Source organism: Clostridium mobile (assembly GCF_018918285.1).
GTDB lineage: Bacteria > Bacillota > Clostridia > Clostridiales > Clostridiaceae > Clostridium_AW > Clostridium_AW mobile.
On the sequence record NZ_JAHLQF010000006.1, the window covers coordinates 1 to 23,331 of the forward strand.

The 23,331-nt window shown below is 30.5% G+C and carries 49 protein-coding genes; 3 read left to right on the forward strand and 46 right to left on the reverse strand.

Annotated elements, in window-relative coordinates:
- From KQI86_RS19100 to KQI86_RS19235, 28 genes are all read right to left on the reverse strand, one after another.
- A partial coding sequence (locus tag KQI86_RS19100; protein ID WP_216441094.1) for a single-stranded DNA-binding protein occupies positions 1-113 on the reverse strand: 113 nt, incomplete at its 3' end.
- Between the two features lie 10 nt (positions 114-123).
- A complete protein-coding gene (locus tag KQI86_RS19105; protein WP_216441018.1) occupies positions 124-660 on the reverse strand; it encodes a hypothetical protein in 537 nt (178 codons plus the stop codon).
- A gap of 32 nt (positions 661-692) precedes the next feature.
- Complete coding sequence (locus tag KQI86_RS19110) at positions 693-959, reverse strand: nucleotide modification associated domain-containing protein (RefSeq protein ID WP_216441095.1); 267 nt, start codon at positions 957-959, stop codon at positions 693-695.
- Between the two features lie 27 nt (positions 960-986).
- On the reverse strand, positions 987-1,136 hold the full coding sequence (locus KQI86_RS19115; RefSeq protein WP_216441019.1) for a mszf55-1: 150 nt from the start codon (positions 1,134-1,136) through the stop codon (positions 987-989).
- Positions 1,137-1,140: 4 nt separating this feature from the next.
- The gene (locus tag KQI86_RS19120) at positions 1,141-1,338 is read right to left on the reverse strand and encodes a hypothetical protein (RefSeq protein ID WP_216441020.1); all 198 of its coding nucleotides are present in this window, start codon (positions 1,336-1,338) and stop codon (positions 1,141-1,143) included.
- A gap of 13 nt (positions 1,339-1,351) precedes the next feature.
- Positions 1,352-1,507 (reverse strand): hypothetical protein, encoded by a 156-nt coding sequence (locus KQI86_RS19125; protein WP_216441021.1) that lies wholly within the window; start codon positions 1,505-1,507, stop codon positions 1,352-1,354.
- 43 nt (positions 1,508-1,550) lie between these two features.
- The gene (locus tag KQI86_RS19130) at positions 1,551-1,703 is read right to left on the reverse strand and encodes a hypothetical protein (RefSeq protein WP_216441022.1); all 153 of its coding nucleotides are present in this window, start codon (positions 1,701-1,703) and stop codon (positions 1,551-1,553) included.
- 2 nt (positions 1,704-1,705) lie between these two features.
- On the reverse strand, positions 1,706-2,302 hold the full coding sequence (locus KQI86_RS19135) for an MT-A70 family methyltransferase (protein ID WP_281417337.1): 597 nt from the start codon (positions 2,300-2,302) through the stop codon (positions 1,706-1,708).
- A 67-nt stretch (positions 2,303-2,369) separates the two neighbouring features.
- The gene (locus KQI86_RS19140) at positions 2,370-2,585 is read right to left on the reverse strand and encodes a hypothetical protein (RefSeq protein ID WP_216441023.1); all 216 of its coding nucleotides are present in this window, start codon (positions 2,583-2,585) and stop codon (positions 2,370-2,372) included.
- Between the two features lie 43 nt (positions 2,586-2,628).
- Entirely contained in the window at positions 2,629-3,093 is a 465-nt protein-coding gene (locus tag KQI86_RS19145) for a hypothetical protein (protein ID WP_216441024.1), read from the reverse strand.
- Between the two features lie 53 nt (positions 3,094-3,146).
- A complete protein-coding gene (locus tag KQI86_RS19150) occupies positions 3,147-3,320 on the reverse strand; it encodes a hypothetical protein (protein WP_216441025.1) in 174 nt (57 codons plus the stop codon).
- Positions 3,321-3,333: 13 nt separating this feature from the next.
- Positions 3,334-4,614 carry a replicative DNA helicase gene (gene dnaB / locus KQI86_RS19155; protein ID WP_216441026.1) on the reverse strand — a complete coding sequence of 427 codons (1,281 nt, stop codon included), beginning with the start codon at positions 4,612-4,614 and terminating at the stop codon, positions 3,334-3,336.
- Between the two features lie 8 nt (positions 4,615-4,622).
- Positions 4,623-5,363, reverse strand: coding sequence for a hypothetical protein (locus KQI86_RS19160; RefSeq protein ID WP_216441027.1), 741 nt, complete (start codon positions 5,361-5,363; stop codon positions 4,623-4,625).
- Between the two features lie 8 nt (positions 5,364-5,371).
- The gene (locus KQI86_RS19165; RefSeq protein WP_216441102.1) at positions 5,372-5,509 is read right to left on the reverse strand and encodes a hypothetical protein; all 138 of its coding nucleotides are present in this window, start codon (positions 5,507-5,509) and stop codon (positions 5,372-5,374) included.
- 121 nt (positions 5,510-5,630) lie between these two features.
- Positions 5,631-6,626 carry a site-specific tyrosine recombinase/integron integrase gene (xerA, locus tag KQI86_RS19170; RefSeq protein WP_216441028.1) on the reverse strand — a complete coding sequence of 332 codons (996 nt, stop codon included), beginning with the start codon at positions 6,624-6,626 and terminating at the stop codon, positions 5,631-5,633.
- Positions 6,627-6,750: 124 nt separating this feature from the next.
- The gene (locus KQI86_RS19175) at positions 6,751-6,906 is read right to left on the reverse strand and encodes a hypothetical protein (protein ID WP_216441029.1); all 156 of its coding nucleotides are present in this window, start codon (positions 6,904-6,906) and stop codon (positions 6,751-6,753) included.
- A 13-nt stretch (positions 6,907-6,919) separates the two neighbouring features.
- On the reverse strand, positions 6,920-7,069 hold the full coding sequence (locus KQI86_RS19180) for a hypothetical protein (RefSeq protein ID WP_216441030.1): 150 nt from the start codon (positions 7,067-7,069) through the stop codon (positions 6,920-6,922).
- Between the two features lie 221 nt (positions 7,070-7,290).
- Positions 7,291-8,271, reverse strand: a complete 981-nt coding sequence (locus KQI86_RS19185; protein WP_216441031.1) for a radical SAM protein — start codon at positions 8,269-8,271, stop codon at positions 7,291-7,293.
- Positions 8,272-8,311: 40 nt separating this feature from the next.
- Positions 8,312-8,806, reverse strand: coding sequence for a hypothetical protein (locus KQI86_RS19190; protein ID WP_216441032.1), 495 nt, complete (start codon positions 8,804-8,806; stop codon positions 8,312-8,314).
- A 43-nt stretch (positions 8,807-8,849) separates the two neighbouring features.
- The gene (locus KQI86_RS19195; protein ID WP_216441033.1) at positions 8,850-9,650 is read right to left on the reverse strand and encodes a DNA adenine methylase; all 801 of its coding nucleotides are present in this window, start codon (positions 9,648-9,650) and stop codon (positions 8,850-8,852) included.
- 269 nt (positions 9,651-9,919) lie between these two features.
- Positions 9,920-10,066, reverse strand: coding sequence for a hypothetical protein (locus KQI86_RS19200; protein ID WP_216441034.1), 147 nt, complete (start codon positions 10,064-10,066; stop codon positions 9,920-9,922).
- A gap of 15 nt (positions 10,067-10,081) precedes the next feature.
- Positions 10,082-10,672, reverse strand: coding sequence for an ERF family protein (locus KQI86_RS19205; protein ID WP_216441035.1), 591 nt, complete (start codon positions 10,670-10,672; stop codon positions 10,082-10,084).
- A complete protein-coding gene (locus KQI86_RS19210) occupies positions 10,669-10,830 on the reverse strand; it encodes a hypothetical protein (RefSeq protein WP_216441036.1) in 162 nt (53 codons plus the stop codon). The genes KQI86_RS19205 and KQI86_RS19210 overlap by 4 nt, the downstream gene beginning before the upstream one ends.
- Positions 10,830-11,420 (reverse strand): HD family phosphohydrolase, encoded by a 591-nt coding sequence (locus tag KQI86_RS19215; RefSeq protein WP_343216196.1) that lies wholly within the window; start codon positions 11,418-11,420, stop codon positions 10,830-10,832. Before KQI86_RS19215 ends, KQI86_RS19210 begins: the two co-directional genes overlap by 1 nt.
- Positions 11,421-11,460: 40 nt before the next feature.
- Entirely contained in the window at positions 11,461-11,727 is a 267-nt protein-coding gene (locus KQI86_RS19220) for a hypothetical protein (RefSeq protein WP_216441037.1), read from the reverse strand.
- 25 nt (positions 11,728-11,752) lie between these two features.
- Entirely contained in the window at positions 11,753-11,911 is a 159-nt protein-coding gene (locus KQI86_RS19225) for a hypothetical protein (RefSeq protein WP_216441038.1), read from the reverse strand.
- 2 nt (positions 11,912-11,913) lie between these two features.
- Positions 11,914-12,276, reverse strand: a complete 363-nt coding sequence (locus KQI86_RS19230; RefSeq protein WP_216441039.1) for a YopX family protein — start codon at positions 12,274-12,276, stop codon at positions 11,914-11,916.
- Positions 12,277-12,287: 11 nt separating this feature from the next.
- Positions 12,288-12,467 (reverse strand): helix-turn-helix transcriptional regulator, encoded by a 180-nt coding sequence (locus KQI86_RS19235; protein WP_216441040.1) that lies wholly within the window; start codon positions 12,465-12,467, stop codon positions 12,288-12,290.
- Positions 12,468-12,738: 271 nt separating this feature from the next.
- Here KQI86_RS19235 and KQI86_RS19240 point away from each other — a divergent pair, with 271 nt between their 5' ends.
- The gene (locus KQI86_RS19240) at positions 12,739-13,104 is read left to right on the forward strand and encodes a helix-turn-helix domain-containing protein (protein WP_216441041.1); all 366 of its coding nucleotides are present in this window, start codon (positions 12,739-12,741) and stop codon (positions 13,102-13,104) included.
- On the opposite strand, the gene KQI86_RS20430 is transcribed toward KQI86_RS19240, so the two are convergent.
- Entirely contained in the window at positions 13,101-13,232 is a 132-nt protein-coding gene (locus KQI86_RS20430; protein WP_281417338.1) for a hypothetical protein, read from the reverse strand. The genes KQI86_RS19240 and KQI86_RS20430 overlap by 4 nt on opposite strands.
- A 295-nt stretch (positions 13,233-13,527) precedes the next feature.
- Between KQI86_RS20430 and KQI86_RS19245 the strand changes: the two genes are divergently transcribed.
- Positions 13,528-13,740 (forward strand): helix-turn-helix domain-containing protein, encoded by a 213-nt coding sequence (locus tag KQI86_RS19245; protein ID WP_216441042.1) that lies wholly within the window; start codon positions 13,528-13,530, stop codon positions 13,738-13,740.
- 8 nt (positions 13,741-13,748) lie between these two features.
- Here KQI86_RS19245 and KQI86_RS19250 read toward each other — a convergent pair whose 3' ends face one another.
- The 10 genes from KQI86_RS19250 to KQI86_RS19295 form a co-directional block, all read right to left on the reverse strand.
- Positions 13,749-13,919: a hypothetical protein gene (locus KQI86_RS19250; RefSeq protein ID WP_216441043.1), complete on the reverse strand. Its 171-nt coding sequence runs from the start codon at positions 13,917-13,919 to the stop codon at positions 13,749-13,751.
- Positions 13,920-14,852: a DnaD domain-containing protein gene (locus KQI86_RS19255; RefSeq protein ID WP_216441044.1), complete on the reverse strand. Its 933-nt coding sequence runs from the start codon at positions 14,850-14,852 to the stop codon at positions 13,920-13,922. It lies immediately after the preceding gene.
- The gene (locus KQI86_RS19260) at positions 14,845-15,411 is read right to left on the reverse strand and encodes a GIY-YIG nuclease family protein (protein WP_216441045.1); all 567 of its coding nucleotides are present in this window, start codon (positions 15,409-15,411) and stop codon (positions 14,845-14,847) included. Before KQI86_RS19260 ends, KQI86_RS19255 begins: the two co-directional genes overlap by 8 nt.
- Positions 15,412-15,593: 182 nt before the next feature.
- Positions 15,594-15,812 (reverse strand): hypothetical protein, encoded by a 219-nt coding sequence (locus KQI86_RS19265; protein WP_216441046.1) that lies wholly within the window; start codon positions 15,810-15,812, stop codon positions 15,594-15,596.
- Between the two features lie 48 nt (positions 15,813-15,860).
- Positions 15,861-16,067, reverse strand: coding sequence for a hypothetical protein (locus KQI86_RS19270; RefSeq protein ID WP_216441047.1), 207 nt, complete (start codon positions 16,065-16,067; stop codon positions 15,861-15,863).
- 12 nt (positions 16,068-16,079) lie between these two features.
- Complete coding sequence (locus tag KQI86_RS19275) at positions 16,080-16,247, reverse strand: hypothetical protein (protein ID WP_216441048.1); 168 nt, start codon at positions 16,245-16,247, stop codon at positions 16,080-16,082.
- 227 nt (positions 16,248-16,474) lie between these two features.
- On the reverse strand, positions 16,475-17,434 hold the full coding sequence (mobV, locus tag KQI86_RS19280; protein WP_216441049.1) for a MobV family relaxase: 960 nt from the start codon (positions 17,432-17,434) through the stop codon (positions 16,475-16,477).
- A 25-nt stretch (positions 17,435-17,459) separates the two neighbouring features.
- A complete protein-coding gene (locus KQI86_RS19285) occupies positions 17,460-18,827 on the reverse strand; it encodes a type IV secretory system conjugative DNA transfer family protein (RefSeq protein WP_216441050.1) in 1,368 nt (455 codons plus the stop codon).
- A 180-nt stretch (positions 18,828-19,007) separates the two neighbouring features.
- Positions 19,008-19,256, reverse strand: coding sequence for a hypothetical protein (locus tag KQI86_RS19290; protein WP_216441051.1), 249 nt, complete (start codon positions 19,254-19,256; stop codon positions 19,008-19,010).
- Entirely contained in the window at positions 19,241-20,023 is a 783-nt protein-coding gene (locus tag KQI86_RS19295; protein ID WP_216441052.1) for a ParA family protein, read from the reverse strand. The genes KQI86_RS19290 and KQI86_RS19295 overlap by 16 nt, the downstream gene beginning before the upstream one ends.
- A gap of 123 nt (positions 20,024-20,146) precedes the next feature.
- Here KQI86_RS19295 and KQI86_RS19300 point away from each other — a divergent pair, with 123 nt between their 5' ends.
- Entirely contained in the window at positions 20,147-20,308 is a 162-nt protein-coding gene (locus KQI86_RS19300) for a hypothetical protein (protein WP_216441053.1), read from the forward strand.
- A 49-nt stretch (positions 20,309-20,357) separates the two neighbouring features.
- On the opposite strand, the gene KQI86_RS19305 is transcribed toward KQI86_RS19300, so the two are convergent.
- The 7 genes from KQI86_RS19305 to KQI86_RS19330 form a co-directional block, all read right to left on the reverse strand.
- Positions 20,358-20,612: a holin gene (locus KQI86_RS19305; protein ID WP_216441054.1), complete on the reverse strand. Its 255-nt coding sequence runs from the start codon at positions 20,610-20,612 to the stop codon at positions 20,358-20,360.
- Positions 20,613-20,615: 3 nt separating this feature from the next.
- The gene (locus tag KQI86_RS19310; protein ID WP_216441055.1) at positions 20,616-21,446 is read right to left on the reverse strand and encodes an N-acetylmuramoyl-L-alanine amidase; all 831 of its coding nucleotides are present in this window, start codon (positions 21,444-21,446) and stop codon (positions 20,616-20,618) included.
- Positions 21,447-21,450: 4 nt separating this feature from the next.
- Positions 21,451-21,711: a phage holin family protein gene (locus KQI86_RS19315; protein ID WP_246582910.1), complete on the reverse strand. Its 261-nt coding sequence runs from the start codon at positions 21,709-21,711 to the stop codon at positions 21,451-21,453.
- 1 nt (position 21,712) lies between these two features.
- Complete coding sequence (locus KQI86_RS19320) at positions 21,713-21,994, reverse strand: hypothetical protein (RefSeq protein ID WP_216441056.1); 282 nt, start codon at positions 21,992-21,994, stop codon at positions 21,713-21,715.
- An 89-nt stretch (positions 21,995-22,083) separates the two neighbouring features.
- Positions 22,084-22,866 carry a DNA-methyltransferase gene (locus tag KQI86_RS19325; protein WP_216441057.1) on the reverse strand — a complete coding sequence of 261 codons (783 nt, stop codon included), beginning with the start codon at positions 22,864-22,866 and terminating at the stop codon, positions 22,084-22,086.
- 38 nt (positions 22,867-22,904) lie between these two features.
- Complete coding sequence (locus KQI86_RS20435; protein ID WP_281417339.1) at positions 22,905-23,039, reverse strand: hypothetical protein; 135 nt, start codon at positions 23,037-23,039, stop codon at positions 22,905-22,907.
- On the reverse strand, positions 23,039-23,320 hold the full coding sequence (locus tag KQI86_RS19330) for a hypothetical protein (protein WP_216441058.1): 282 nt from the start codon (positions 23,318-23,320) through the stop codon (positions 23,039-23,041). The genes KQI86_RS20435 and KQI86_RS19330 overlap by 1 nt, the downstream gene beginning before the upstream one ends.
- Between the last annotated feature and the right edge of the window lie 11 nt (positions 23,321-23,331).

Here is a 23,331-nt window from a genome sequence, read left to right on the forward strand (position 1 = left end):
GAAAATCTTCTATCTACTGCTATACTAAAATTTGCTATTGCGGTTCCATTACCTGGTGTAAATTTTAACTCTGGATCCTTTGTCATTCTTCCTATTAACACTACTTTATTCATATAATCACTCCTATGCGCTTATTTTTGATTTCATTTGATTGATTCTTCTATTTATTGTGGTTGTGCCCACTCCCAAGCATTCAGCTATTTGAGCTCTCGTCATTCCTTGATTAAATAGTTCCCATACTTCTTCTTTACTTACCTTGCTTTGCTTTCCCTTATTAGGTCTTGTAGGTATTCCATACATGATAAACCTTGTATATGCTGTTTGGTAAGGTGCTCCTAACTGATTAGCAATTTGAGTTATTGTTCTTCCTTCTTTCCAATACATATCGTGCATAATGTCTTTATTTAGAATACTTTCTACTTCTTCACTTGTCATTCTTTCTATAAATTCTTTAGTTTGAGGTATTGCCTTGCATTTGCTAGCCCATTTTACCATTTCTGCCTTAGTTTCAATTTGTACTTTTACTCCAGCTTCTTCTGCTATCTTAATTAACTCTGAAATAGTTACCTCTGTAGCTTGTCGTGTATTTATTTCTATATACCAATCTAATAACTCTCTTTTCATTACTTTATCTTTAAATTGTAATTTTATCAGTTTCATCAGCATTGCATTTGACATTTCCCTTCCCCTTTCTATTTATCCATTTCAATAATAGTCATGATTGCATAATTAGCAAGATCAATTAATGTATCTCTTATACTTTCATCTTTAACCTTTGATTCAGCCTTTATAAGCCTTCTAAATCTTTGTAACTTATCCTCTAATCTTATAGCTGCCATAACAGCTCCATATTCTTCGTAAGTTTTCCCAAAGCTATCTCCATAATCATGATTTTTTCTTTTGTATAATTCGTTTAATTCTGTACATATCTCCATGTGTTTAGATGCTTTATCCATAATTTTCTCTCCTTATATTTGGATTATGAATTATATCCAATTAAACTCTTTACCGCACTCCTTGCATATTCTTAGCTCTTTACCATTTATTTTGTTTTTAATTATGAGGGTATTTTTTAATTGTGTATGCTTTTCACAAAGTTGACACTTTACTTTTTTACATTTCAAACATTCTTTCATATATTCACCTTCCTTCGTAACTCTTTATCTTTTGCCCCTTTAGCCTTTTTTGCAAATATCTTAAACTATCAAGCTTTGGACATAAGATATATCTATGGAAACAGTGCTTGTAATATTTACACATCCAATCTTCCCCACTACAACGACCATTACAATATGCTTTCATCTTTTTCGCTAATCTTATATATCTTTTATTTCTCATATACATTAACCTCTTAAATTTTATTAATCCTTTTGATACTTTCTATATCCTCAATGTCTCCAAAGAAACGTTTTTCTGTTTTTAAAGCATCTTTTATGCTGTATGCATTTACAACACCAATACCGCCATTTTTATAAGCGATTTCATATTGCTTTAATTTATGCCTCATGGTTAACCCTCCTCATAGGTCACATTATACTTGAAATGCGATGTTATACATCTTCTTTTATATTGCTAAATTTAATACCACAAACAGGACAATAATTGAATTGTATTTCTTCATAATCATCTGTCACCTCATTATTTTTAGGTAACAATTGACCAGCAACAACTAAAGTTTCTTCTATTTTTAAACAATTACACATTGTTAATTCACCTCCTGTAGTTTAATTTCATTTCCCCAACAATCCCATCCTTGAACTTGTTGTCTTGCAAATAGTTCTATTCTTGGTAACTCTCCAACTAATTCGATAATGTCATTTCTTACTCTGTCTGGCTTTCGACTGTGTTCTCTGATTTCAGAATAGATAATTTGTCTTACTTTTGCAGAAAGTCTTTTAGGTTTACCTTTAGTAGCTAACAAACAAACTTCTGCGTTCTGCCTTGTCCATCTCCCTTGCCCCATAAAATCATCAATTCCACCACGCTTTATATTTCTCTCCTCTGAAAATACTTTATTTTTCTTCACCCATACAAAAGCACAAGTTTTGTACTCAAATCCCCATGCCTTGATTACTCTTTCTGCCTCAAATATTTTAGGGAAAGTAGCCCACATAAACAAAATACAATCTGTATCAGCAATACTATTTACAGGGAGATTACATATATCTTCTATATTCATCACATTATAATAATCCTCTGCTGAACTTCTTTTTGCTCCTTTACCTAATGCCATCCTACTGTTATAACTCCATGGTGGGTCAGCATAGATTATTTGATATTTTTTATTTGGAAATGGTATCAATTTATCACCCCTCTAGCTTCGTATAATTTTCAATATCAGACTTTGGTTGTATTATATAGCTAATCTTCTAAACTTTCTTATATTCACCCATTGCAGATGACCATTCTTCGGCTTCTTTGTCATATAGGTGAATATAATTTAATTTTCCACATCTATTACATTTGTACTCTGCTTCTACAGATGACGGTTCACTTTCTGGATAGTGTACCCAATGCCATCTATTGATTTCCATATCATGTTTACATTTAAGCCTACGTATTGTTAATTTTATTTTTTCTAACATAAATCTCTCCTTTAAATTCATAATATTTTCAGATTCCGACCTTCTATTTTAAAGCCTTATATCTTGAACACATTTTGGGACAATCTCTTAATTGGCACTCATATTCAGCTAATATTTGTCCATAAGGCTCATGACCTTCTCTATATTCTCTTTCGATAAGTTTAATGTCTTTCCCCATGTGACATAGCTTCGTGCAACTCATTCTTATTTTTTTAGCTTCATCTTCATATATTTTCAAATGCTCTCTTACTTCTGCAAAGCCTACACAAGCCCAATAAAATAACGATAATAAACTATCATCATCCATATATTCACCAAATTCGGTTACATTTGCGTCTATATCTTCGTCATACAATCTTTTATATTCATTTTTACAATAATCCTCTAAACTTATATCAGTATAATCTTCACCTATACCACGTAAATACACTTCTTTATTCTTCACAAATACCATGTTATGCATTGATTCGGTCATATCGTTAGGGGATTCAGTTATAATCTTTTTCATTGTCCTTCCTCCTTAATTTTCAAATTGCTACTTAATACCCTTCTTGCTGCCTTCTAACATTCTAAAAGCTTAACTCCAGCAATTTCACCATTATCAGCCTTAAAATTTAATCTAATCCCATTGTTTAAAACATCAACCGTTATCTCTAACCCCTCGTTTATTGCTTGTTTAATCAAATCTCCAATTTTCTTTTTATAATACACAGGATCATCTTTTCTTAATTCCATCTAAAATCCCTCCCTAAAATTCACTTATTGTTGCCATTCTCTGATACTCAGGTATCCAATGTAATTTTGTTGTACCTACTTGACCACTTCTATTTTTACCTATTATAGTTTCTACAATGCCTTTATCTTCTGTTTCTGGATTGTAATACTCATCCCTATATAAAAATATAACTATGTTTGAATCTTGTTCAATACTTCCACTTTCTCTTAAGTCAGATAACATTGGCCTATGATCTGCTCTTTTCTCTGGCTCTCTTGATAATTGCGAAAGGGCTATTACTGTTGTATCTAATTGTTGAGACATTTTTTTTAATTGCCTTGATATATAGCTAACTTCTTGAGTTCGCCCCTCTTTAACTTGAGTTTCAATAAGTTGCAGGTAATCTATTATGACTACATCTAACCCCTCTTTTAACTTTCTCTTTCTGCATTCTGCAATTATTTTTTCTATTCCAAATATATCATCATGTATTTTTAAATTACTATTGGCTATATATTCACTTTCTTGTGCTATTTTGCTCCAATCCTTATCTTCTAAGTTCCCAAATTTTATTTTATCCATTTCCACTAAAGCTCTTAAGGATAACATCCTTTCTAGCAATTCCTCTTTTGACATTTCTAAACTAAAGATACTTACCTTACCATGCTTGTTTGCATTATTTGCTATATTTAAAGCTAGAGCAGTTTTACCCATACTAGGCCTTGCTGCAATAGTTATAAAATTCTTTTTTAGTAATCCATTTATTCTCATATCTAATTTTGAAAATCCCGTTGGTATACCTTGTACTTTGCCACCATTTTTGAATCTTTCTTCTAGTATATTTAGTACATTTTCAGTTGCTTCTTTTATATCTCCATCAGAAGTTTTAGTGTCATTTGCTTTTAATATTATTTCTTGTACATTATGAGTAACTTCTTCAGCTTTAACTTTCTTTTTCTCAATGTTTTTTACTTGATCTTGCAAATTTAAATATAAATATTTAAGATTAGAATTTTCCTTGACTATATCTGCATAAGCTTTCATATTTGCGCTTGTAATTCCTTGACTTGCTAATTGTGATATATAGGTTATTCCACCTATTTCTTTAAGGTTTGTTCCAACTTCTTGTACTAAAGTTGCTATATCTATGCTTTTATTTTCCATATACAACTTTTTCATAGATTGATAAATTATTTTATTAGAATCTTCTTGAAAATCATTAGGTTGTAATATTCCTATTACTTCACCTAAACTATCATTGTTATATAAAATGGAACTTAATATGTTTTTTTCTGCTTCAATGTTTTTAAACATATAACCTCCTAAAACTCTTTATACATTCCAACATTTGCTCTTGTTTGAACTTCTTTCAATTTTACATTGTTTTCTTCTTGTACTTTTTTAACTACCCAATTCAATATTGCTCTGTAATCACTTTTATACTTTTTGCCATTAGCACCTTTATAGTTGTCAAGAACATCTATCATCCTTTTAACTGCGTCCTCACCATGCTGCTCTACCAACTTCTTATATTCTTCTAAAGTCATTGTTACAAATTCAGCATATTTAATCTTATTATTCTTTCTTTCTATATTACTATTTTCTTTATTGGTCGCTTGCTGGACACTTGCTGGACACTTGCTGGTCGCTCGTTGGTCTTTCTGCTGGTCGCTATATCCCTCAACCTCTTTAGTATCAATCCCTTGGTGTTGGTCTTTCTGTTGGTCGTTTTTATTGTACTTATCGAAATTTAATATTGAATAAATTGTGAACTTCGGATATTTTTTTACTTCTTTTATCATGTTTGTTTCAATTAACTTTGTTAATAAAGTCCTCATTCTTCTATCTGTTATTCCTAACCTTTTACACCAACTAGGTCTACCGAATATAAATTCTCCATAGCATATTGTATAAATTATTCCTTCATGCATATCTGTCTTAGGCTCTAATGAATACCTTGCACTAAACAACATTTCTACCCACACATGAAGGTACTCACTATCTTTATACACCCAATGATTCTGTATATCTCTGCTTAAAGGTAGAAAATTCTTTAGGCACATTCAATCACCTACTTTTGTAACTCCCTATATTTTTTCTCCCAATATTGTTCTTGTTGCTCTTTAATCTTCTGCTTATTCTTTTTTCTGTACTCTCTCATGTAAGCAGCTCTTGCAGCTCTAGCCATTTCTGCTGGTGTCATACTCATAAAATACCTCCTTTGTTTTACTTTTACTGTTACTTATATTATATAATAGCATTTAGAATATTTCAAGCATTTTTAGAATTATATTCTAAAAAATTCTGAAAAAAAATTCCCCATTATTCTTTTAAGATATTTTTCTATATTCATGTTTAATGTTTTCTTGTGAAAGTTGAGCATATATTTGAGTGGTTGAAGGGTTTTCATGACCCATTAAAGCCTGTAACACTGGCAATGACATTCCAGAATTGAGTTTATGCGTAGCAAAACTATGTCGGAAAATATGTGGATATATTGATTTTTCTATATTGGCTCTAGCAGCTATTTTATCTATTTCCCTTTCTACACTTCTGCCACCTAATCGTTTGTATGGATATTTACTTGCCACAAATAGAGCTGGGTTAGCGTCTTTTCTAGAAGTTAAATAATTCTTTAATAATATTTTAGCTTTTGTGCTGAAGTAAACTTTTCTTTGCTTGTCTCCTTTTCCTATTACCTTCAAACTCATTTCATACCAATTTATATCCTTAGTATCAATGCTGACTACCTCCGACAACCTGCATCCTGTGCTATACAAAAATTCTAGTAAAGCTTTTTCTCTATCGCTATCACAAGCTTGTCTTAGCAATTCTATTTCTTCTTCACTTAAAGGATTTCTTAATCTCTTAGGCTCCTTAGTCTGTTTTAATTTACTCGCTGGATTCCTAGGAATGTATTCCTCTTCATGTAACCAACTAAAAAAGGATTTTAATATAGATATTTGTCCATTTAAACTACTTGCTTTTAGGTTTTTTCCTCTAACTGCTAAATACATTCTCAGATCCATAGCATTAATTGTACTAAGTGGTTTTCTTAGATGATTAGCAAATATTATTAAGTTGTAATTATAGTTTTTTAATGTTTTTTCACTCAGCCCATCCAGCCTTTTAGTCGCTAGATAAATTTGTATCTTTTCCTCAATGTCACTGGCCACTAATGCTGTCTCCTGTGGCAATATATCATATTTGTAAAGCACTTCCTCTGTTATAGCTCTTACTCTTAACTGGTCTATCTCTGGAAATTCTAGAGACAATTTCCCCACTAATTTTATTACTACTTCATTTTTGCTTGTTGTACTATACATAATACTTCCTCCTTATGTTTGCCACTGAGACACACACATGGCATAATGTCTCTAGTGATTTACTTAGAGAGCTGATAAGTTTCCCAGACTGCGCAGCTCTCTTTTTTACTTTAGTTCTTTAGGCTTACTTTCCTATTACTGCTGCATCCTTCTTAAGTACCACTCCATCTTTTGTTTTATAGTTGCCTTTGCTATCTATCGCTTGTACAATATACCTTTCAGAAACTTTTCCACTGTACCATAGATTGCTGTTAGAGCAGTTCATTATTAGTATTCTCATAGCTCCTCCTTTTTTATAAAATAACTTCAACTCTCCTTATATTGCCTTTTTTCTTAATGTCTAACTTTATTTCGTAGTCATCATCTTTTAGTATTTCTATTAACTGATCTAAATTTAAAAACAAATATTCATTACCATCAATATTTAAAGTTTTTATTTCCATACTATATCTCCTATTTGTATTATGACTTATAGTTTTTACCAAATTTTAACCATAGTAAGTACATAACCATTCCACCCATTATAAATCCTATATACCATGTTAAAAAATATTTCCAAAACATAATTTACTCCTTCGCATGATTTTCAAAGATTACATAAAAGTGTCATCCTCTGTTTGAATTATTTATTTATCGTTTTATCCATATATATGGATAATTAAATTTAAAATAGACTTATCTGGTTATACTCTACCTGTGCTTTTATCCAAGGCTCATACTCTTCCCATTTACAAGATTTATAAATCCTTGAGTTTACCCATCTAGCAAAATGTTTTAATCTTTTATCATCCTTTTGGTTGTACACCATTACGAATGGATCTACTTTCATTTCTCTAAGTTTTATAAATCTGTACATGTCTTCTTCAAAAGTTGTATTAAAACCAACTAATGTGAAGCACATATGCCTATAAGGTTTAATAAATTTACTAAGTGTTTTTATTCCCTCCATGACTTGATTTTCAAAACCCATCAAATCCCATGCGTAGTGGATACTTCTCAAATGTCTTACTTCACTCAATGCCTTTGCTATATCTTCATTTACAAGTCTTACGTCACACCCTTGGTTAATATCTACTATTAACTTGCGTTCTTTAACTTCTTTTAATTTATCTATACAGTATGGGTCTGCTGTAAGGTTATTATCATGAAGGATTAAAACATTACTTTTAGGATTTAACAAATCCTTTATCTCTGCAACATGTCTAAACTTTCCTTCTTTCTTAGGCACAAAGCAGAAACCACATTCTCTTACACACCCTCTTGAAGTAAAACCCATACCTGCATTAACTATCTCTGTAGCCTTTTGAAGTTTACGTTCTTTAGTCATTATTCCTCTCATTCTACTTGCTATATCTTCAACAGAGTATAAGTCATAATCAGGTTTACTAAATTCAATTTCTTTGGGCAGCACTTTATTTATGTCCCAGCCAGTACCACCAATTTCAATCTTATCTCCATAAATATTTTGCAATTCCTCACATTTCCCTTTGGACTTAGTAAATATGGCACTGGCATATATTTTTTCATATGTCTTATTAGGCTGTACAAATTCAACATCTTCGCCTATTCCTTTGTAGTAACTAGATATCTTCATCAATGCCAGATTAGGTATTTTACTATCAATATCTATCAATCCTATTGCCACCTTATCACCATCCTTTGTATCGTCTTATTTGTATGGCAAACTATTTTTCTTCATATATTTCAAAATCATCAATATTTGACTGCCTTACATTACCTCTACTTGCTTCATTTATTAATTCCCAATTGATTTCAGATATTTCTAATTTACTACCATCTTTTAAAATAAGTTCAATTCCTTCAATATCTTCAAACACTGCATCTTCTGCACTTTCAATATCTTCTGATTTTATAAAAAAGCTAACTCTTCCAGATAGACTTACTGCTCCGTAAAATTCTTTTAATTGATTCTCAACTTTATTTTCAAAATAATCACCATTCCACCAATTGGAATATTTAAAAGCTACATGTGCTATATTTATATAACCCTCTTCATCAATTAACTCGCCTATATCATTATTACTTAGTCCAATTTGATATAGTATATTTCTATTTGTTTTATTGTCTTCCACAGTAACAGAAGAACAGTTTTCTCCGTCTGCATCGTTATCAACAAACTCCATAGTATTTATCAATTCTAATTTTTCTAAATCATTCATTTAACAAACCTCCATTTTTTATTTTTGGTACGCATAATTTTCACTAACCAAATAATGAAATTTGTTTTGGTATTTCATAATTGGCCCAAATAACTTCTATTCTTTCTTTCCCTTGCTCTGCATTGGTTTTTATCTCAACTTTACTCCAATCGTTTAATAGATCATTGTATAAATCTGAATCATATCCACTAAGCAGCACAGGTCCTGAATGTTCTTTTAATACCTTTATTAATTCTTCATGCTCATGGTCCTCAGTCATTTCCACATTGTAATACCTTTGTCTCCTGGTGCTTAGTAAATATGGTGGGTCCACATATATTAAACAATTTTTCTTATTGTACTTTTTTATTAATTCCAAGGCATTTGTATTTTCTATTTCCGCATCTTTTAACCTATCTGCAGCTTGAAGTATTCTTTCCGGAACTTTGTTCCAATCTCCACTTACTCTCTGTTTACACTGTCCTCCTAGTACTGGGCCTGCATGTCTCCAACTGGAAGAGTAGTATTGCATACCTGCTCTGGCCATATTAGCTCTTATTAAAAATTGCCTTGCTCTTTCTATGTCACTTCCGGAACGATTATAAGATTCTTTGTATTCTTCTTTACTGTATGGAGTAAAATAAATTAACTTGGCCAATTCTTCTGGCGTATTTCTGATACATCTAAAGAGATTAACTACTTCGCTATCTAAATCATTTAATATCTCTGTATTGCATGGTGTTTTGGAAAAGAATACTGCTCCTGAGCCAAAGAATGGCTCTAGATAAATTTTATGTTCAGGCATTAAATCCACTATTTTATTTGCTATACTCCATTTAGTTCCCGGCCATTTTAAAACCTTCAATTCTACACCCCCTTATGTCGCATAATCTTCTAAGTCTTGTATTATTACACCTTCCATGTTGCTTTTAGGCTTTTTAAAATAACCTATTATCTTCATATCCCTAACCCCCATAATCCACCTACTAACCCAAACATAATACTCCAAAACCCTAAACACTCTATAATAAATTCTATCTTTTCATTCTTCACTTTCTAATCCTCCTGTATTATAATGGAGGGTGGGAGGTACGAACTCCCAGACCCTAAACTTTAGGCACTCTGCAAAGGGTGCTATTCCTCTATACATTCAAATTCTATCTTGTCTTTTTCCCTGTTGTACTTTACACTCTTGATATAAAATCCTGGATTTTCATTGTCATATATTTTTAATCCTTCTTTCTCCATTTTCGAAATATGATTATTTAGTTGGTTAAACATTTCGTAAAAACTCAATTAACTCACCTTGCTTTCTATTTCTTTACAAATTTCCTCATATGCTTTGCCTTTTGGAATATCAGCAGATTTTGTATATCCCTTTTCTAGTAAAATTTTCTTGACTAATTCTGTATTACCTTTTGCTATTGCAAATAAGCGTTTCTGTTGTCCATCAGATATTGTAATAACATTTCCTTTGCTTCCTTCTTTTTCAGAATGAGTGTTGGTTGCGTCGCTATCTTTTGTATCATCAATACAAAATAATCCGTTTAAAGCATATTTTCTTGCATAAGAACTTGTGCTACCTGTTATTTGAGATAAATCCATACCTTTTTTAGTTTCATCTTCTCTTGCGTATGCACTAACTTCTATTTTTTCACCCTTTTCTGTATCTATTAGTGTTGCTATAGCTTTTATATAGATTCTATCTCCTATTTGTTCCACATTATCATTTAAGACTAAAATTGCATTTACTTCTTTTAACATTGGCTTCACACCTTCCAATATATCTTCGCAACTTCTGTATTTGTATTTACCAAAATCATTAAATTGATTTTTAGGTGCTTTTAGCTTGTTTTGTATATCCATCAGTTTTTGGTATATATTCATGCTACATTCTCCTTTTCTTTTTCTTTGTAATTAAATTGATCCTTAAATATATCTAATGCTATTTGCCATGCATTTACTGTCGCTTTCCCTGCTGCTGTATCTGTAAAAGGATAGTCTCTAATCATACCTTCAAGTGTTCTAACATATACATATTCCATCACTTTTCCTCCTTTTCAACTACTCTTGATGCCCACATATCAGCGAAATGTAAAAGCATATATAAAGGTGTTTCATTTCCTTTAATTTGATACCACAACGCCCCGTATGCTCCGTTATGACTTAATATTGCATGTCTTTCTTCATGAGTAAGGCGAATATATCTCTCAATAATTGATAAGCTTAAAACCTCATGTGGCACGTTTAAAAGACTTTTATTAATTACATAAGGTTTGTTTTTGCTTAGCGAACCATCTTTTAAATAATTGTCCTCATAATGAGGTGTGTTATCTATTCCCATTTTGCCTATATCATGCAAGAGTGAAGTTATAATAATACTACTCATTTTATTTGGCTCAAATTTTATTGCTTCACTTGTGTTGCCATGTCTTATAAAATCAATTCCCCATGCAGTCGCAAACATATAATCAAATACATTCAAGCTATGCTCTGCTAGTCCACTTGGTCTTGATAAATGATGTTGGCTGCTGCAAGGTGCTTGGTAAAACCCTTGGTTGTCCATGCAACTTAGCAAATCTTGAATCCCTTCTCTGCCAGTTGATAATAATAATTGCTCCATTCTTTGTTTCACTTTAATCCCTCCAATTTAATTCGATACAATAAACAATGTTCTAAGATAGTCTATTTCCATCTCCATCATAAAACCTTAAATCTTCAAGCCTAGAAGTTGCATCACTCAGACTGCCAATAACATCTTCCAATACTTTGTATGTATTATAGTCATCCTCATGTACAAAACTTTGTTTTTGTTCTACTCTTTCTTTTATAAGATTAATACACTCTGATATATTATTGTAATCACTTATATCACTATTCATTTTTGCAGTTTTTAAATCTATTTTAAATTGTTTATATTTTTTCTCTAAATCATTTTCCATAATTTCACTCCCCATTTAAATCAATCTAATGAATAATAATCTCCATAGCCTTTCTATACATCTTCTTTCTTTTCTTCTCTGCAAGTCTTTCAGCCTGTTCCCATGTTATCCCCTTAGTTTCACATAGTCGCATTACCTCAGATACTACAAAGACATCTGTTAAGTCTTTAATCTCTTTATTCATGGTTATACCTCCTTCAATAATCCTGAATTTTCGTAGATGTTCCCAGCCTTTAAAAGACCTTTGTAAATGTATTGAGAACCTGGAATAAATGCATTTGTCATTATAAAGGTTTCGTCTTGAAGTTCTACTTCCCATAATAGTTTTTCTTTATCCTCTAACAAATCCCCCTCATAAATATCTACACTGTTTTTATCTTTAAGTCCTGTATATTGTAATAATTTAATTTCTTCAAACCTTCTGAAATAGCTTTCTTTAGTATAATCATTAAACAATTTTACTAGTTGGTCTTTAAAATCTATAAATTCTACATTCCTCATTTTTTCATCTATTGTATCCCATGCCATAAATTTAATTTCTCTATTCATAACCTTCCTCCTTAAAATAAATTCATGTCCACACCTAATATCAATGAAATATCCTTTAGAACTTTTAAACAGCCATCTCTTTCTCCAGATTCTAAATACCTGATATATCGTTCTGTAAGTCCTGTCATGTCAGCAAGCTGTTTTTGAGTATATCCTTTTTCTAGTCTAGCTTGCTTAAGAAACTCCCTCACCTAATCCCCTCCTTCGTGAACTATGTGTTCCTGTTAATTCTATTATAGTTCTAATTATTCTAAAAGTCAAGAATATAATTCTAATATTTTTCTACACTTTTCTTACTTTCTTACTTTTTTTTCTTATTTTAAACTTTTTATGATTAATTTTATTAAAAAGTCTATACATTTTCTAAAAAATGTATTAGAATAGAATATGTCGCTTAGAATGTGTATAAATATTCTAACAACTGAGTATAATAATATTATAAAAACTATGAGGTGGGGAAAAATGAGAATAGGAGATTTGATTAAAACTAAAAGAATGGAAAAGGGATTGAGTCAGGATCAGTTAGCGCAATTGATTGGAAGCACTCAAAGAGTGGTAAGTAATTGGGAAGCTAACAAGAATGAACCTAGTCCAGTATATATACCAAAATTATCTAACACATTAAATATTCCACTGGAAGAACTTACTTCGACTCCAGAATTATTTTCTGATTTTGCAGAGAAGAAAGAAGATAATAAGTTATTGCAATTGATTAATGCATTACATGAAACTGAAGTAATTACTTCAGATAATATAGATGAGAATACTCAAGCTATTATCATAAGTATGGTTAAAAAATATTTAAAAGAAAAAGAAGGCAGGGACTAATCCACTGCTCTTTTTTTATGTACTTCTTTAGTTATTAATTCCCCCAACTCTTTTACTTCTTCACATGTCAAACTTTCAAACTTCTGAAATTCTTCTAATCCTTTTAATTTCTTTAGTAATTCTTTCATTTAAATTTTCCCCCTTGTTTTGTCATAATAATATTGTATCATAAATTTTGGAATTAGAACATACGTTCCTAAGAAATATTTTTCCAACAAGTTAATTATAACATTTTTCCCTAAAATAGGGCATGTAATCGTACAACAATTTACTACAAAATTTAATGTCATTAAAAATTGTTTATTCCTACCAGGAATATTTCATAAAATTAACATTCTTAATTGTCGAATTTTGTCTTTACTGTATTTGTTGATTATGCTAAGATTTAAGTATAAATTGCTTTATATCTGAGGTGCGTCAAAAATGCTTAAAATAAAAGAAAATAGAAAATTTAAAGAAATAACGCAGAATGAAATTGCTAAAAAACTGAATGTTAGTCAAAGTTATATTTCTAAAATAGAAAACGATTCTACAAAATGTAGTGTATACATGTTGGAACAGATAGGTGATATATTAGAAATGTGTCCTCGAGATTTGATAGGCTGTAAATGTCATGAAGAGAAAAAGGCACTATAAAGTGCCTTCTATAATTTGCTAGCCTTTAATATAATTTCATCATCAGTATAAGTATTATTTAAAAAGTTTATTTCTTTATCTATATTTTTTAATATATATTCAATTTTTAATTCTTTCTGTCCTAATGCCAGTTGATGTATTGCTACTTTTGCATATGATGTAATTAAATCATTATTCATTTACCCATCAATCCCCCTTAATTTTCTTTCTATTTCTGCTAACTGCTCTGTTGAATATTCTCTCTGGTTATAATCTGTAAATGTACTAGCTTTCTTACTTGGAACATATCCCTCTGAAGCCCTATCCATGGCTTTTTCCCTATTATCTTTTACTTTAGCCTTTTTAACTTCAAATTTAGCAAGATATTCTTTTACTTGATCTAAATTTAAAAGACCTTTACTGTTCCAATCTTCTAGTGTACTTTGAATATATTTTAAATTAATCTTTTCTGCTCTCAATACCATTTCATCTATTGCCTTTAAAATTAAATCTTTAGAGTAAGTATTAAGTAATTGTTTTAACTTATCTTTTTCAGATTTAGTTAAAACTTTACCCTTAGCATTTTTATATTTCTTGATGATTGTTTCTTCTTCTTCTAAATTAATCTCTGTAGTAGTCTTAGGAGAAGTCTCTGAAGAAGTCTCTGGTATAGGTCGTTCCATGTTGTCACTATCCATAGTGCCATTTTGTCCTGATGTAGATTGTGCCACATTGTCACTATCCATAGTGCCATTTTGTCCCGATGAGATTTCATCAGCGTTTGAGGGTTCTTCATTCTCTAATTGTTCAACTTTTTTATAATTTATTGTATACCATAAAGTTCTATCATAAGCCTTTTTATTATAGTTTCCTGTTATGATTAAATCTTGTTCTTTTAAACTTTTTAATATTCTTTTGATAGTTCTTTCACTCCAAAATGGAAACTGCTCTTGCCACTTTTCTATAGTGTTAAAAGTCCATACATGTTCATCATAATTATTAATCTTAGCTTTTCTGTTGATCTCTAGCCAATAATGTATTTGCTGCAATATTATACTCTCATTTAGTCCTATTTTTACTGCTAAATCTGGAAGAATTATAAGAGGTTCGCTATCAAGTAATAATTTACTCATTAATAGCACCTCCTAAATCCTTTAAATATATTAAATCTTCTTTAGACAACACAAACCACTCACCATTACTATTTTTACTAGAAAATTTATCATGTAATATTTTTTCAGTTTTATACATATCTAAAGAAAATATTATATTTATAATCTTTATCTTGGTAGGCAATGAAGTAATATAAGATTTCATTCTAACACCAATATTTGAACTAAGTCCTATTTTGAAATATTTTTCATCGCCATAAGTGATTACATATACAAATCCAGACTTGTCAGATATTTTAGGTAAATCTAAATTTCTTAAGCAATAACCATTAATGTTCTTACTAATTTTTTTAATATATCCATGCTTCAATAGTTCTTTTAAACCATTAATAATACTTGTATATTTGTCTTTTTCCTCAATAACAAAATCATATTCATTATAAATTTTAATTGGATTCTTATGCATGTAAGTTAAAATTCCTTTAGCTTTCCATGATAATTCAATATTACTCATATATTCGTCAAAAATATCTACAGAAATTTTAGTGTAATTCCCGTCATTCGCTCTCATTACTCCCATTTATTTTCACATCTCCTTCTATTGAATATTTCTTAGGAAATGTGATATACTTATATAAAGAATATTTATGTGTTATCACATTTCCTAGAGGTTTAGTAATTGCAGTTACTAAATCTCTTATTTTTTTATGTTTAATTTTTAATCACCTCTTTTTTTAGTTTTCTCATATTTAGAAGTCCGACTTATAAATATCCTTCTATATCTTCAAAGCTTACAACTAAATCTTCTCCATCCTCAGTTTCTATAGTTAATTCAGTACCAAGGATTTGTTTTATTTCTCCAAATACTGTATTTCCACTTGATAAGTTAAGATGAATATCATCTCCTTCTTCCCATTCCTGATAACCTCTTTCGTTATCATCAATAATTAATGTTGCTTTCATTTCTATTGCACAACTCATTTTTATTCCTCCCTTACTATTTAACAATATTTTCAAATGTGTTACAGCCTAGTATTTTCTTTTATATCTTCTAGCCTGTTCCATAGTCATATCATCTTTTGACCAATGAAAACCATTATCCATTACTTCTAATATTTCTTTAATTTGAGATTCCTTATATCCTTTTTCTTTTAACACTTCATACATAAAATCCTTAGTATAGCTTTTATAACCTTCTATGGTTTCGTTGAAGTTGTCACTGTTGACTGTATTCATAAATTTCACTCCTTATTCATTCTCATTCTTAATGTTTTGTAATAATTCTTTGTGTTGATCTATTAAAGATTTCATATGATTTTCAAACCATTGACTTTTATTTAAACTCAATTTTTTAGCTAAAATGTCAAAATCACTTTTGATATCAGCTTCAACTGAAAAATTTGCTCTAGTTTTCATTATTTCCCACCTACCTTTAATTATAATTATACACATTTACATAAAAATAATCAATAGGTTATCACTATTATTATCTAAAATATTTCTAAAAATATTCTTAAAATGCTTGAATAATTCTCGCAATGTGGTATAATAAATTATAGATTAGTTTTTGCCGAAACTAGTAGATTAGCAAAAGTATTCATAACCCCAAACCCTCATAATACATAAGGTGACTATTTAGTCACCTATTTTTCTTGCTCTAATTTATTTTCTACATATCGAAATGTCTTTTCTACAGCATTTTTAGGAAGGTTGTAGAGTATAGACATAGCCTTTATAACTTCTTTATACTGCTCTTTATCTTTTTTTAGCTGTTTCATTTCTATTAGTAAATTTTTATTTTCTTCTTCCAAAGTTTGCTTCTCTTTAAAGACTTTGTCTGAATACCCTCTATATGCATTTAAAGTGCCTTGTACACGTTTTAAATTGCTTTCTAATAGTAAATTGCCTTTAGCAACGTCTTTTAATTCCTGTGACGTTATAGAGTGATTTATAATACCATAAAAATGTTTTACTTCTATGTGCTTGGCCTTACTGAATCTTATTCCTCTTTTCAATGCTGGGAAATTCTTTTGCATAGCTTCGGAATACTTGTCTTGCCATTCTCTAAGTTTTTGAACTCCGCCAAAATATCTTTTATTAGCAAGAACATATCCCTTTTCATTTTGGAATTTTGGTACTACTAAAGCATTAATATGAGGACTTGTTTCATCAAAATGTACATTTGCATAAATTAAATTATCCCCAAATTCTTGCTTGAGCCAGTTGTAATTATCCTCTACCCATTTATACAATTCATCATCAGAAATATTTTTAAAAAATTGAGGACTTGCAGTAAGTAGCAATTCTTTTGCTAACACACTATCTTTTCTACGCCATGCTCCCTTTATATATCGTTCTACGTCCCCTACAATATCCTTACTTCCATGTAAAAGAAGATTGGATATATTTTTATTAGCATTTGGCGTATCAATTTCCCTCTCCATGTGCTTTTGAAATCCATTTATTTGATTAATAGATTTAAAATTTTTTCCAACTCTAAATATACAATAACAGTTTCCCATTCCTTTTACATATGTGCTTCCAATAGACTTAGTTTTAAAAAGTCGGTTATCTTCCTCGTAAACTTTTTCTTGATATTCCATAACTACCTCCTGGAAGTATAACTCACTATACCTTTGAAAAAGGAATCCTCTCCAAATACTTCTGCTGCTTATAATAAATGTTCTGGGTATCTATAATAGGAGATTTATTACCAGCCAGTATTAACAATTTTTCATCAACTATTCTTCTAATTTCATCTGGCGTAAAAAGGGATTTCTTAGTTTTAATTTTGCTATCTTCCTGGGTAATTTTGATTTCTTCTTCTCCACATAACTTAGACAAATAATCTAAAGTTTCCGTGTCTGTAAGTGAAGGTAGTACAACCTTGGTTTTGCAGTTGTTTAAAATAGATAATGCATTCTTTTCACCGTAAAGCTGTTGTAATTGAGTAATGCTCTGCAGGCATAACATAAAAGGCATTTTTCTACTTCTAGCAGTAGCAATATTCTGAGTAAAATTAGACAATTGACCTATGTTAGCAAATTCGTCAAATAAAAGCCATACAGGGAAAGAATCTTTTGCATAGGTATCTATAAGTCTATCTATCAATTGAGAGTAAATACAAGCCATTAAAGGGCTTAAATAAGCACTCTTATTCTCTGGATAGGAAATATAAAGTATCGTTGGTTCTTTTCTTAAATCTTCTGGCGTGAAATCATTAGTTCTTATATTAAGATTATCCGTAAAAAGTTGAAGATTACTTCCTAAAGTAATTTTGATACTAGACATGGTTTTGGGACTTTCTAAACATGATTTAAAAATATTATATTGCTCAACTACGTTAGGTTTAGAAGTAGAAAAAATCTCATCCAATTGTTCTACAGACGTTGAAATAATTAGCCTTAATGCAGTTGAAATACTTGCTAAAGGTTTATCTTTTACATAAAGTAAGGCAGCAGTTAAGAGACTTTGGCCCATCTGCAGCCACTCAATTCCACTTGCCTGTTTTCCTGTTTGTATTTCTAAAGTTAAAGCACCATTAATTAAAAGATTTTGTGCTAATTGCATTACTTCTCTATCTGTCCTACAGTTCTTTAATGGATTGTATCCTATTCCACTTTCTAAAGGTTTATATAAAATAACTTTTCTATACTTAGACTGAAATTTATGTGTAAGTTCGTAAAGCTCCCCTTTAGGATCAGGAACAATTATACTTCCTTTTAAATTTTCGTTTAATAGATTCGGAATAAACAAAGATGTGGTTTTACCTTCTCCAGACGGAGCAATTATGCATATGTGTTCTTGACTTGCCTTTTGTGAAAGTGTGTGATTTTTAGATAAGATAATTCCATCTGTGCCTTTGTATTTACCTAAGTCTTTTCCTATTTCAGCAGTTCCTAGTTTGTTACGTTTTTTCCGCATAGTTAATCCCAGCTCTACAAATAGTCCAGCTAATAGTAACTGTAAAAACTTTTTCAGTAATAAAAATTCCATAGTATTCTCCTTTTAAGTAATTAAAAGTATAGTGTGTTATACCTTTCTATGTATATTAAAAAGAAAATTGGTAATGCTATACATGAGGTGATTTTATGTACTTGGCTTTATTAGTTGGAGAATATGTTTGCTATGCTTTATCGGGCTTAATGATATATAAGGTGTTGAAATAGGGGGAAATTATTCCCCTTTTTTCATTTTATATAATTGGCATATAGCTTCATCGACTATATCTTCAAGAGCTGTTCCAGTAGGATAGAAAAACACTTTCATTTCTTCTAGTTTTTTTATGGTGGAATCATTTAAAGAATAACTTCTTTTCTTCTTTACTTCTAAAATATCAATCTTTTTATCTTCTGAAGAATTTAACTTCTTTTCTTCTTTAATATCTTTCTTTATAGATTCTAAAATTCCTATACTCTTTGCCATGCTAAAACTTCCCTTCCTAAATTCTTATAATCCTCATGTGATCTACACTTATCATTGTAATAAATAATAGGGGTTTGATTATCCTGAGAATATTCAATTTGTACATCCTGTCTAATTACAGTATTGAATACTTTGTCCCCAAAAACTTCTACTAAAGTAGTTCTTATATCTTTGGCTATATTTTTACGCTTATCGTACATTGTTACAAGTACACCCATAATTTCTAAGTTAGGATTTAAAGTATCTTTTATTAAAGTATAAGTTTCCATTAAATGCTTTATTCCTTTTATACTAAAGAATTGTGGTGTAACTGGAATAATTAAATAATCACTCGCTACTAAAGAGTTAACAGAAAGTAGTCCTAAAGATGGTGGACAATCTATTAATACATAGTCAAAATAATCGCCTATTTGCTCTATAATACGTTTCAAAACATGTTCCCTACTCATAACACTAGCCAATGAAATCTCCGCATTAGAGAGCGTTATATCGGAAGGAAGAATAAGTAACCGTTCGTAAGAAGTTTCCTTCATTACTTCTAATATTCTTTCCCTCGTTAATTCTTTAGAATTTAGCTGTAAAAGAGTATAAATAGTTTCTTCTAATTCATCATCATTTACACCAACGCTTACTGTTAAATTAGCTTGCGGGTCCATGTCAATTAATAATACTTTCTTACCATGTCTAGCTAGATATGCACCTAGATTAGAACAGGTAGTAGATTTCCCACAACCACCTTTTTGATTAAACACTGAAATAACTTGCATATGTATTCCCCCTTTAATACATTATATTCGAAAGAAGGAAAAAAGTTAATAATTTTAGAGTAACAATTTTTAAGAACTTTCATATTATAGAAGTAAAGAAGTTTAGAATTTAGGAGGGGCATTATGGTAGTTGATATGTTAGAAGCCTTAAAGCTATGGAAAGAAGGGAAAACAATAACTTGTGAAATTGATGGTAAAGAGTATGTTTGCAATGGAAATTATGATGAAAAACATGAAATACCTATAGGTTTCATAATTCATGGCATATGGAAAGTAGGACAATAAAAAAAGAGGGGAACTTAATCCCCTCTAGTTTACATTTATATAATTATGTCTACTTGTTTTCTTGTAAACCTTGTGAAATGTTTTTAGTTCCACTATATAATCCACTTGAAGTTAATCCTATTACAATACCAGATAGAACTGCGGTTTTAGTATCCTGTGGTGATACATATACCATTCCAGCTACTATCCCTAATAAGAGGTTTAGCACTGGTATAAATTTAGGACTAACACCAAATCTTTTAAACATTTCTGATAAGGCCATTACTATTCCTGTCATGAAAGCCAAATCTGTAAAATCAAACATCTTTTATTCCTCCCTTATATATGCTGTAAATCCTTTAGCCTTCAATTCCTCTAAAAGATTTATGGCATATTCTTTGTTTTTACAAGCTCCTACTTGGACCTTGTATAATTTATCAGTAGGTACTTCTTTTTTGTTTTTTAATTCTTCAACTTTTGTATTTATAGACTTTAATGTATTTTCATCAACAATTCCATCCTGTCTTAAAAAGGTATGGAGTTGTTGCCAATTTAGTATTGCTTTATATGTGCTTTCTCCAAATATACCATCTGCACCACCATTGAGTTTATATCCTATTTCAAGTAGATCCTGCTGTAGCTTTTTAATGCCACTTCCAGAATCACCTTTTTTATATAGGTATTTATCTATTAATTGACTTTTAAACCAGTTCCATTTAGCCCAATTATTAGCACTAAAAGATTGAGGGCAATTCTTTCTGCTTGCATCATAGTGTCGTACAATTCTATCAATAGTTATGTTCAATTCTTTCATTAAACGCTTTACTAAATCTATTGTATTTTGTATAGTTTTCTCAGAAGGTTGATAATTGCTTTCCAAACACATTTCTATAGATAGGCTATTTGCATTAGTAATTCCATACTTACCTCCACCATCCCCAATAGCCCAACTATAATTATTGTGATAATTTATTATTTGAATAATATTATTTGAGTCTACAAAGAAGTCTGCACTAGCTCCTCTATTACCTCCTGCAAAATAATCTCTGTTGTTTTTCGCACTAGATACTGCACCTACATCATGTATACATATATATTTAATTTTTTCATTTCTCTTAGAAAAATTATAGTTTATAAACATTTTTTGAATAGATAGCATGTTTTCACCCTCTCTTTTCTGTACTTTGCTTTATCAACTGATTAGCATATACAGTCACACCCGTTACAATTACTCCTTGAATAACCGCATCTATATTGAGTCCCATCAAAGCTATAGCTCCAGCTATGCCACATATTAGTAATATCCATGGTATGGTCCAGTCCTGTATCTTTTTTGTACCCTTTAACATTAACCCTAAAAAATAAAGAGCAGGTATTAAAATAAATGCCTGCTCAACTACATATTCCATTATATTTATTTTCATACTACACCCCTTCTTTCTCTATAGTATCTAACCTTTTATGTGCGGACTTTGTGCTTTCCTCTATTCTTATTACTTTATCTGATAAATCTGATATTTTTTTATCCTGTGCCCTCATATCTGCCTTTATATCAGCTACTCCATTGGAAATATAGTCCAATTTAGTGGAGATGAAGGCTATTGTCTTTGCATCCTCCTGTATATCCTTATTTCCATTCCTTCTATAGCCTAAATATCCTATAGCCACACCTATAATAGTACAAAGTACTCCTAATTCTACACTCATATTACACCTCGTTTCTTGTTTTTAGGTAATAAAAAAAGACTATCTCTAGCCCTACTTGAATTTTCTATTTATACTTTTGCATTGAGACATTATTCATATATAAACCCACTAAGTCTGTTGTAAGCTATATTGCAGTATTGTTCAGATATTTCAAAGCCTATATATTGTCTATTAGTATCAATACACATTTTGGCTGTTGTACCACTACCCATAAATATATCTAGTACAATATCTCCCTCATTGCTCCATGATAATATGTGATCTTTTGCTAACTGTTCAGGAAATATTGCAGGATGCTCATATGCAATCTTCTCTTTTGCACTATAGCCATATCCGTTATTTATCTTCCATATATTGAACCTCACACCAAATTCAGCACTATCATAATTATCAACTTCTTTTAATTTACCTTCTTTATTTCGTCTGCTTTGCTTTCCCCAAGGTTTACCCCATTTATTTTTCCTATCTTTAATGAGATTTACTGTTTTAGGCTTTCCTTTACTTAAAATGAACATGTATTCAAACGTTTGATAGTATCTATTCTTAGATGGGAAAGCACAACCATTTTTCTCATATATCATAGTATCATGTAAATTGAATCCTACCTCTTTAAAATAAAGAGCCTGCTTGAATGAAGTTCCTGTTTCACTTCCTTTAATTGTTGCATCACCTGCTACCCAAACAACAACGCCACCATTTTTAGTAACCCTATAAAGTTCCTTTGCTATATTTTCAAAATCAAAGGTGTACCCATTATAGTTTCTTAAATTATCATACGGTGGGGAAGTTACTGTTAAATCTATAGAGTTATCATCTAATAGACTTAACCCATGCGAGCAATCCATGTTATAAATTTTATTAAATTCTAGCATATAATCCTCCTGTCAATAACTTATGTCATAATATAACTCTATGCTGTAACATTTACTACTTCTGTTACTACTTCTTTTAAATTAAATAAAGAAGGTACTACCTCAAAAGTTAATCCTTCCTCTTTAATCTTTCTTACATATATTTTTACAAGATAACTATTTGCATTAAACATTATATACTACCTCCTTGCATTGTAGCTATTATAGCAGTTAACTCCATTACCGCACCTTCAAGCTCTTCATTTTTCTTTTTTAATTTTTCAAACTCGGTTAAAGGTGATGTTGTTTCAGGTTCAAATTTTTCAGTTGACCATTCGCCATTTTCGTATTTTCTCCATATATAATATTCAAAATCTGCTGTAGCTATTTCTACTACTTTGCTATCTTCAATTTTCCCACTTAACTGAGAAATTCCTATACATACATTATTTTCATTTAATTGTGCATAAATCATAAAAAAACACT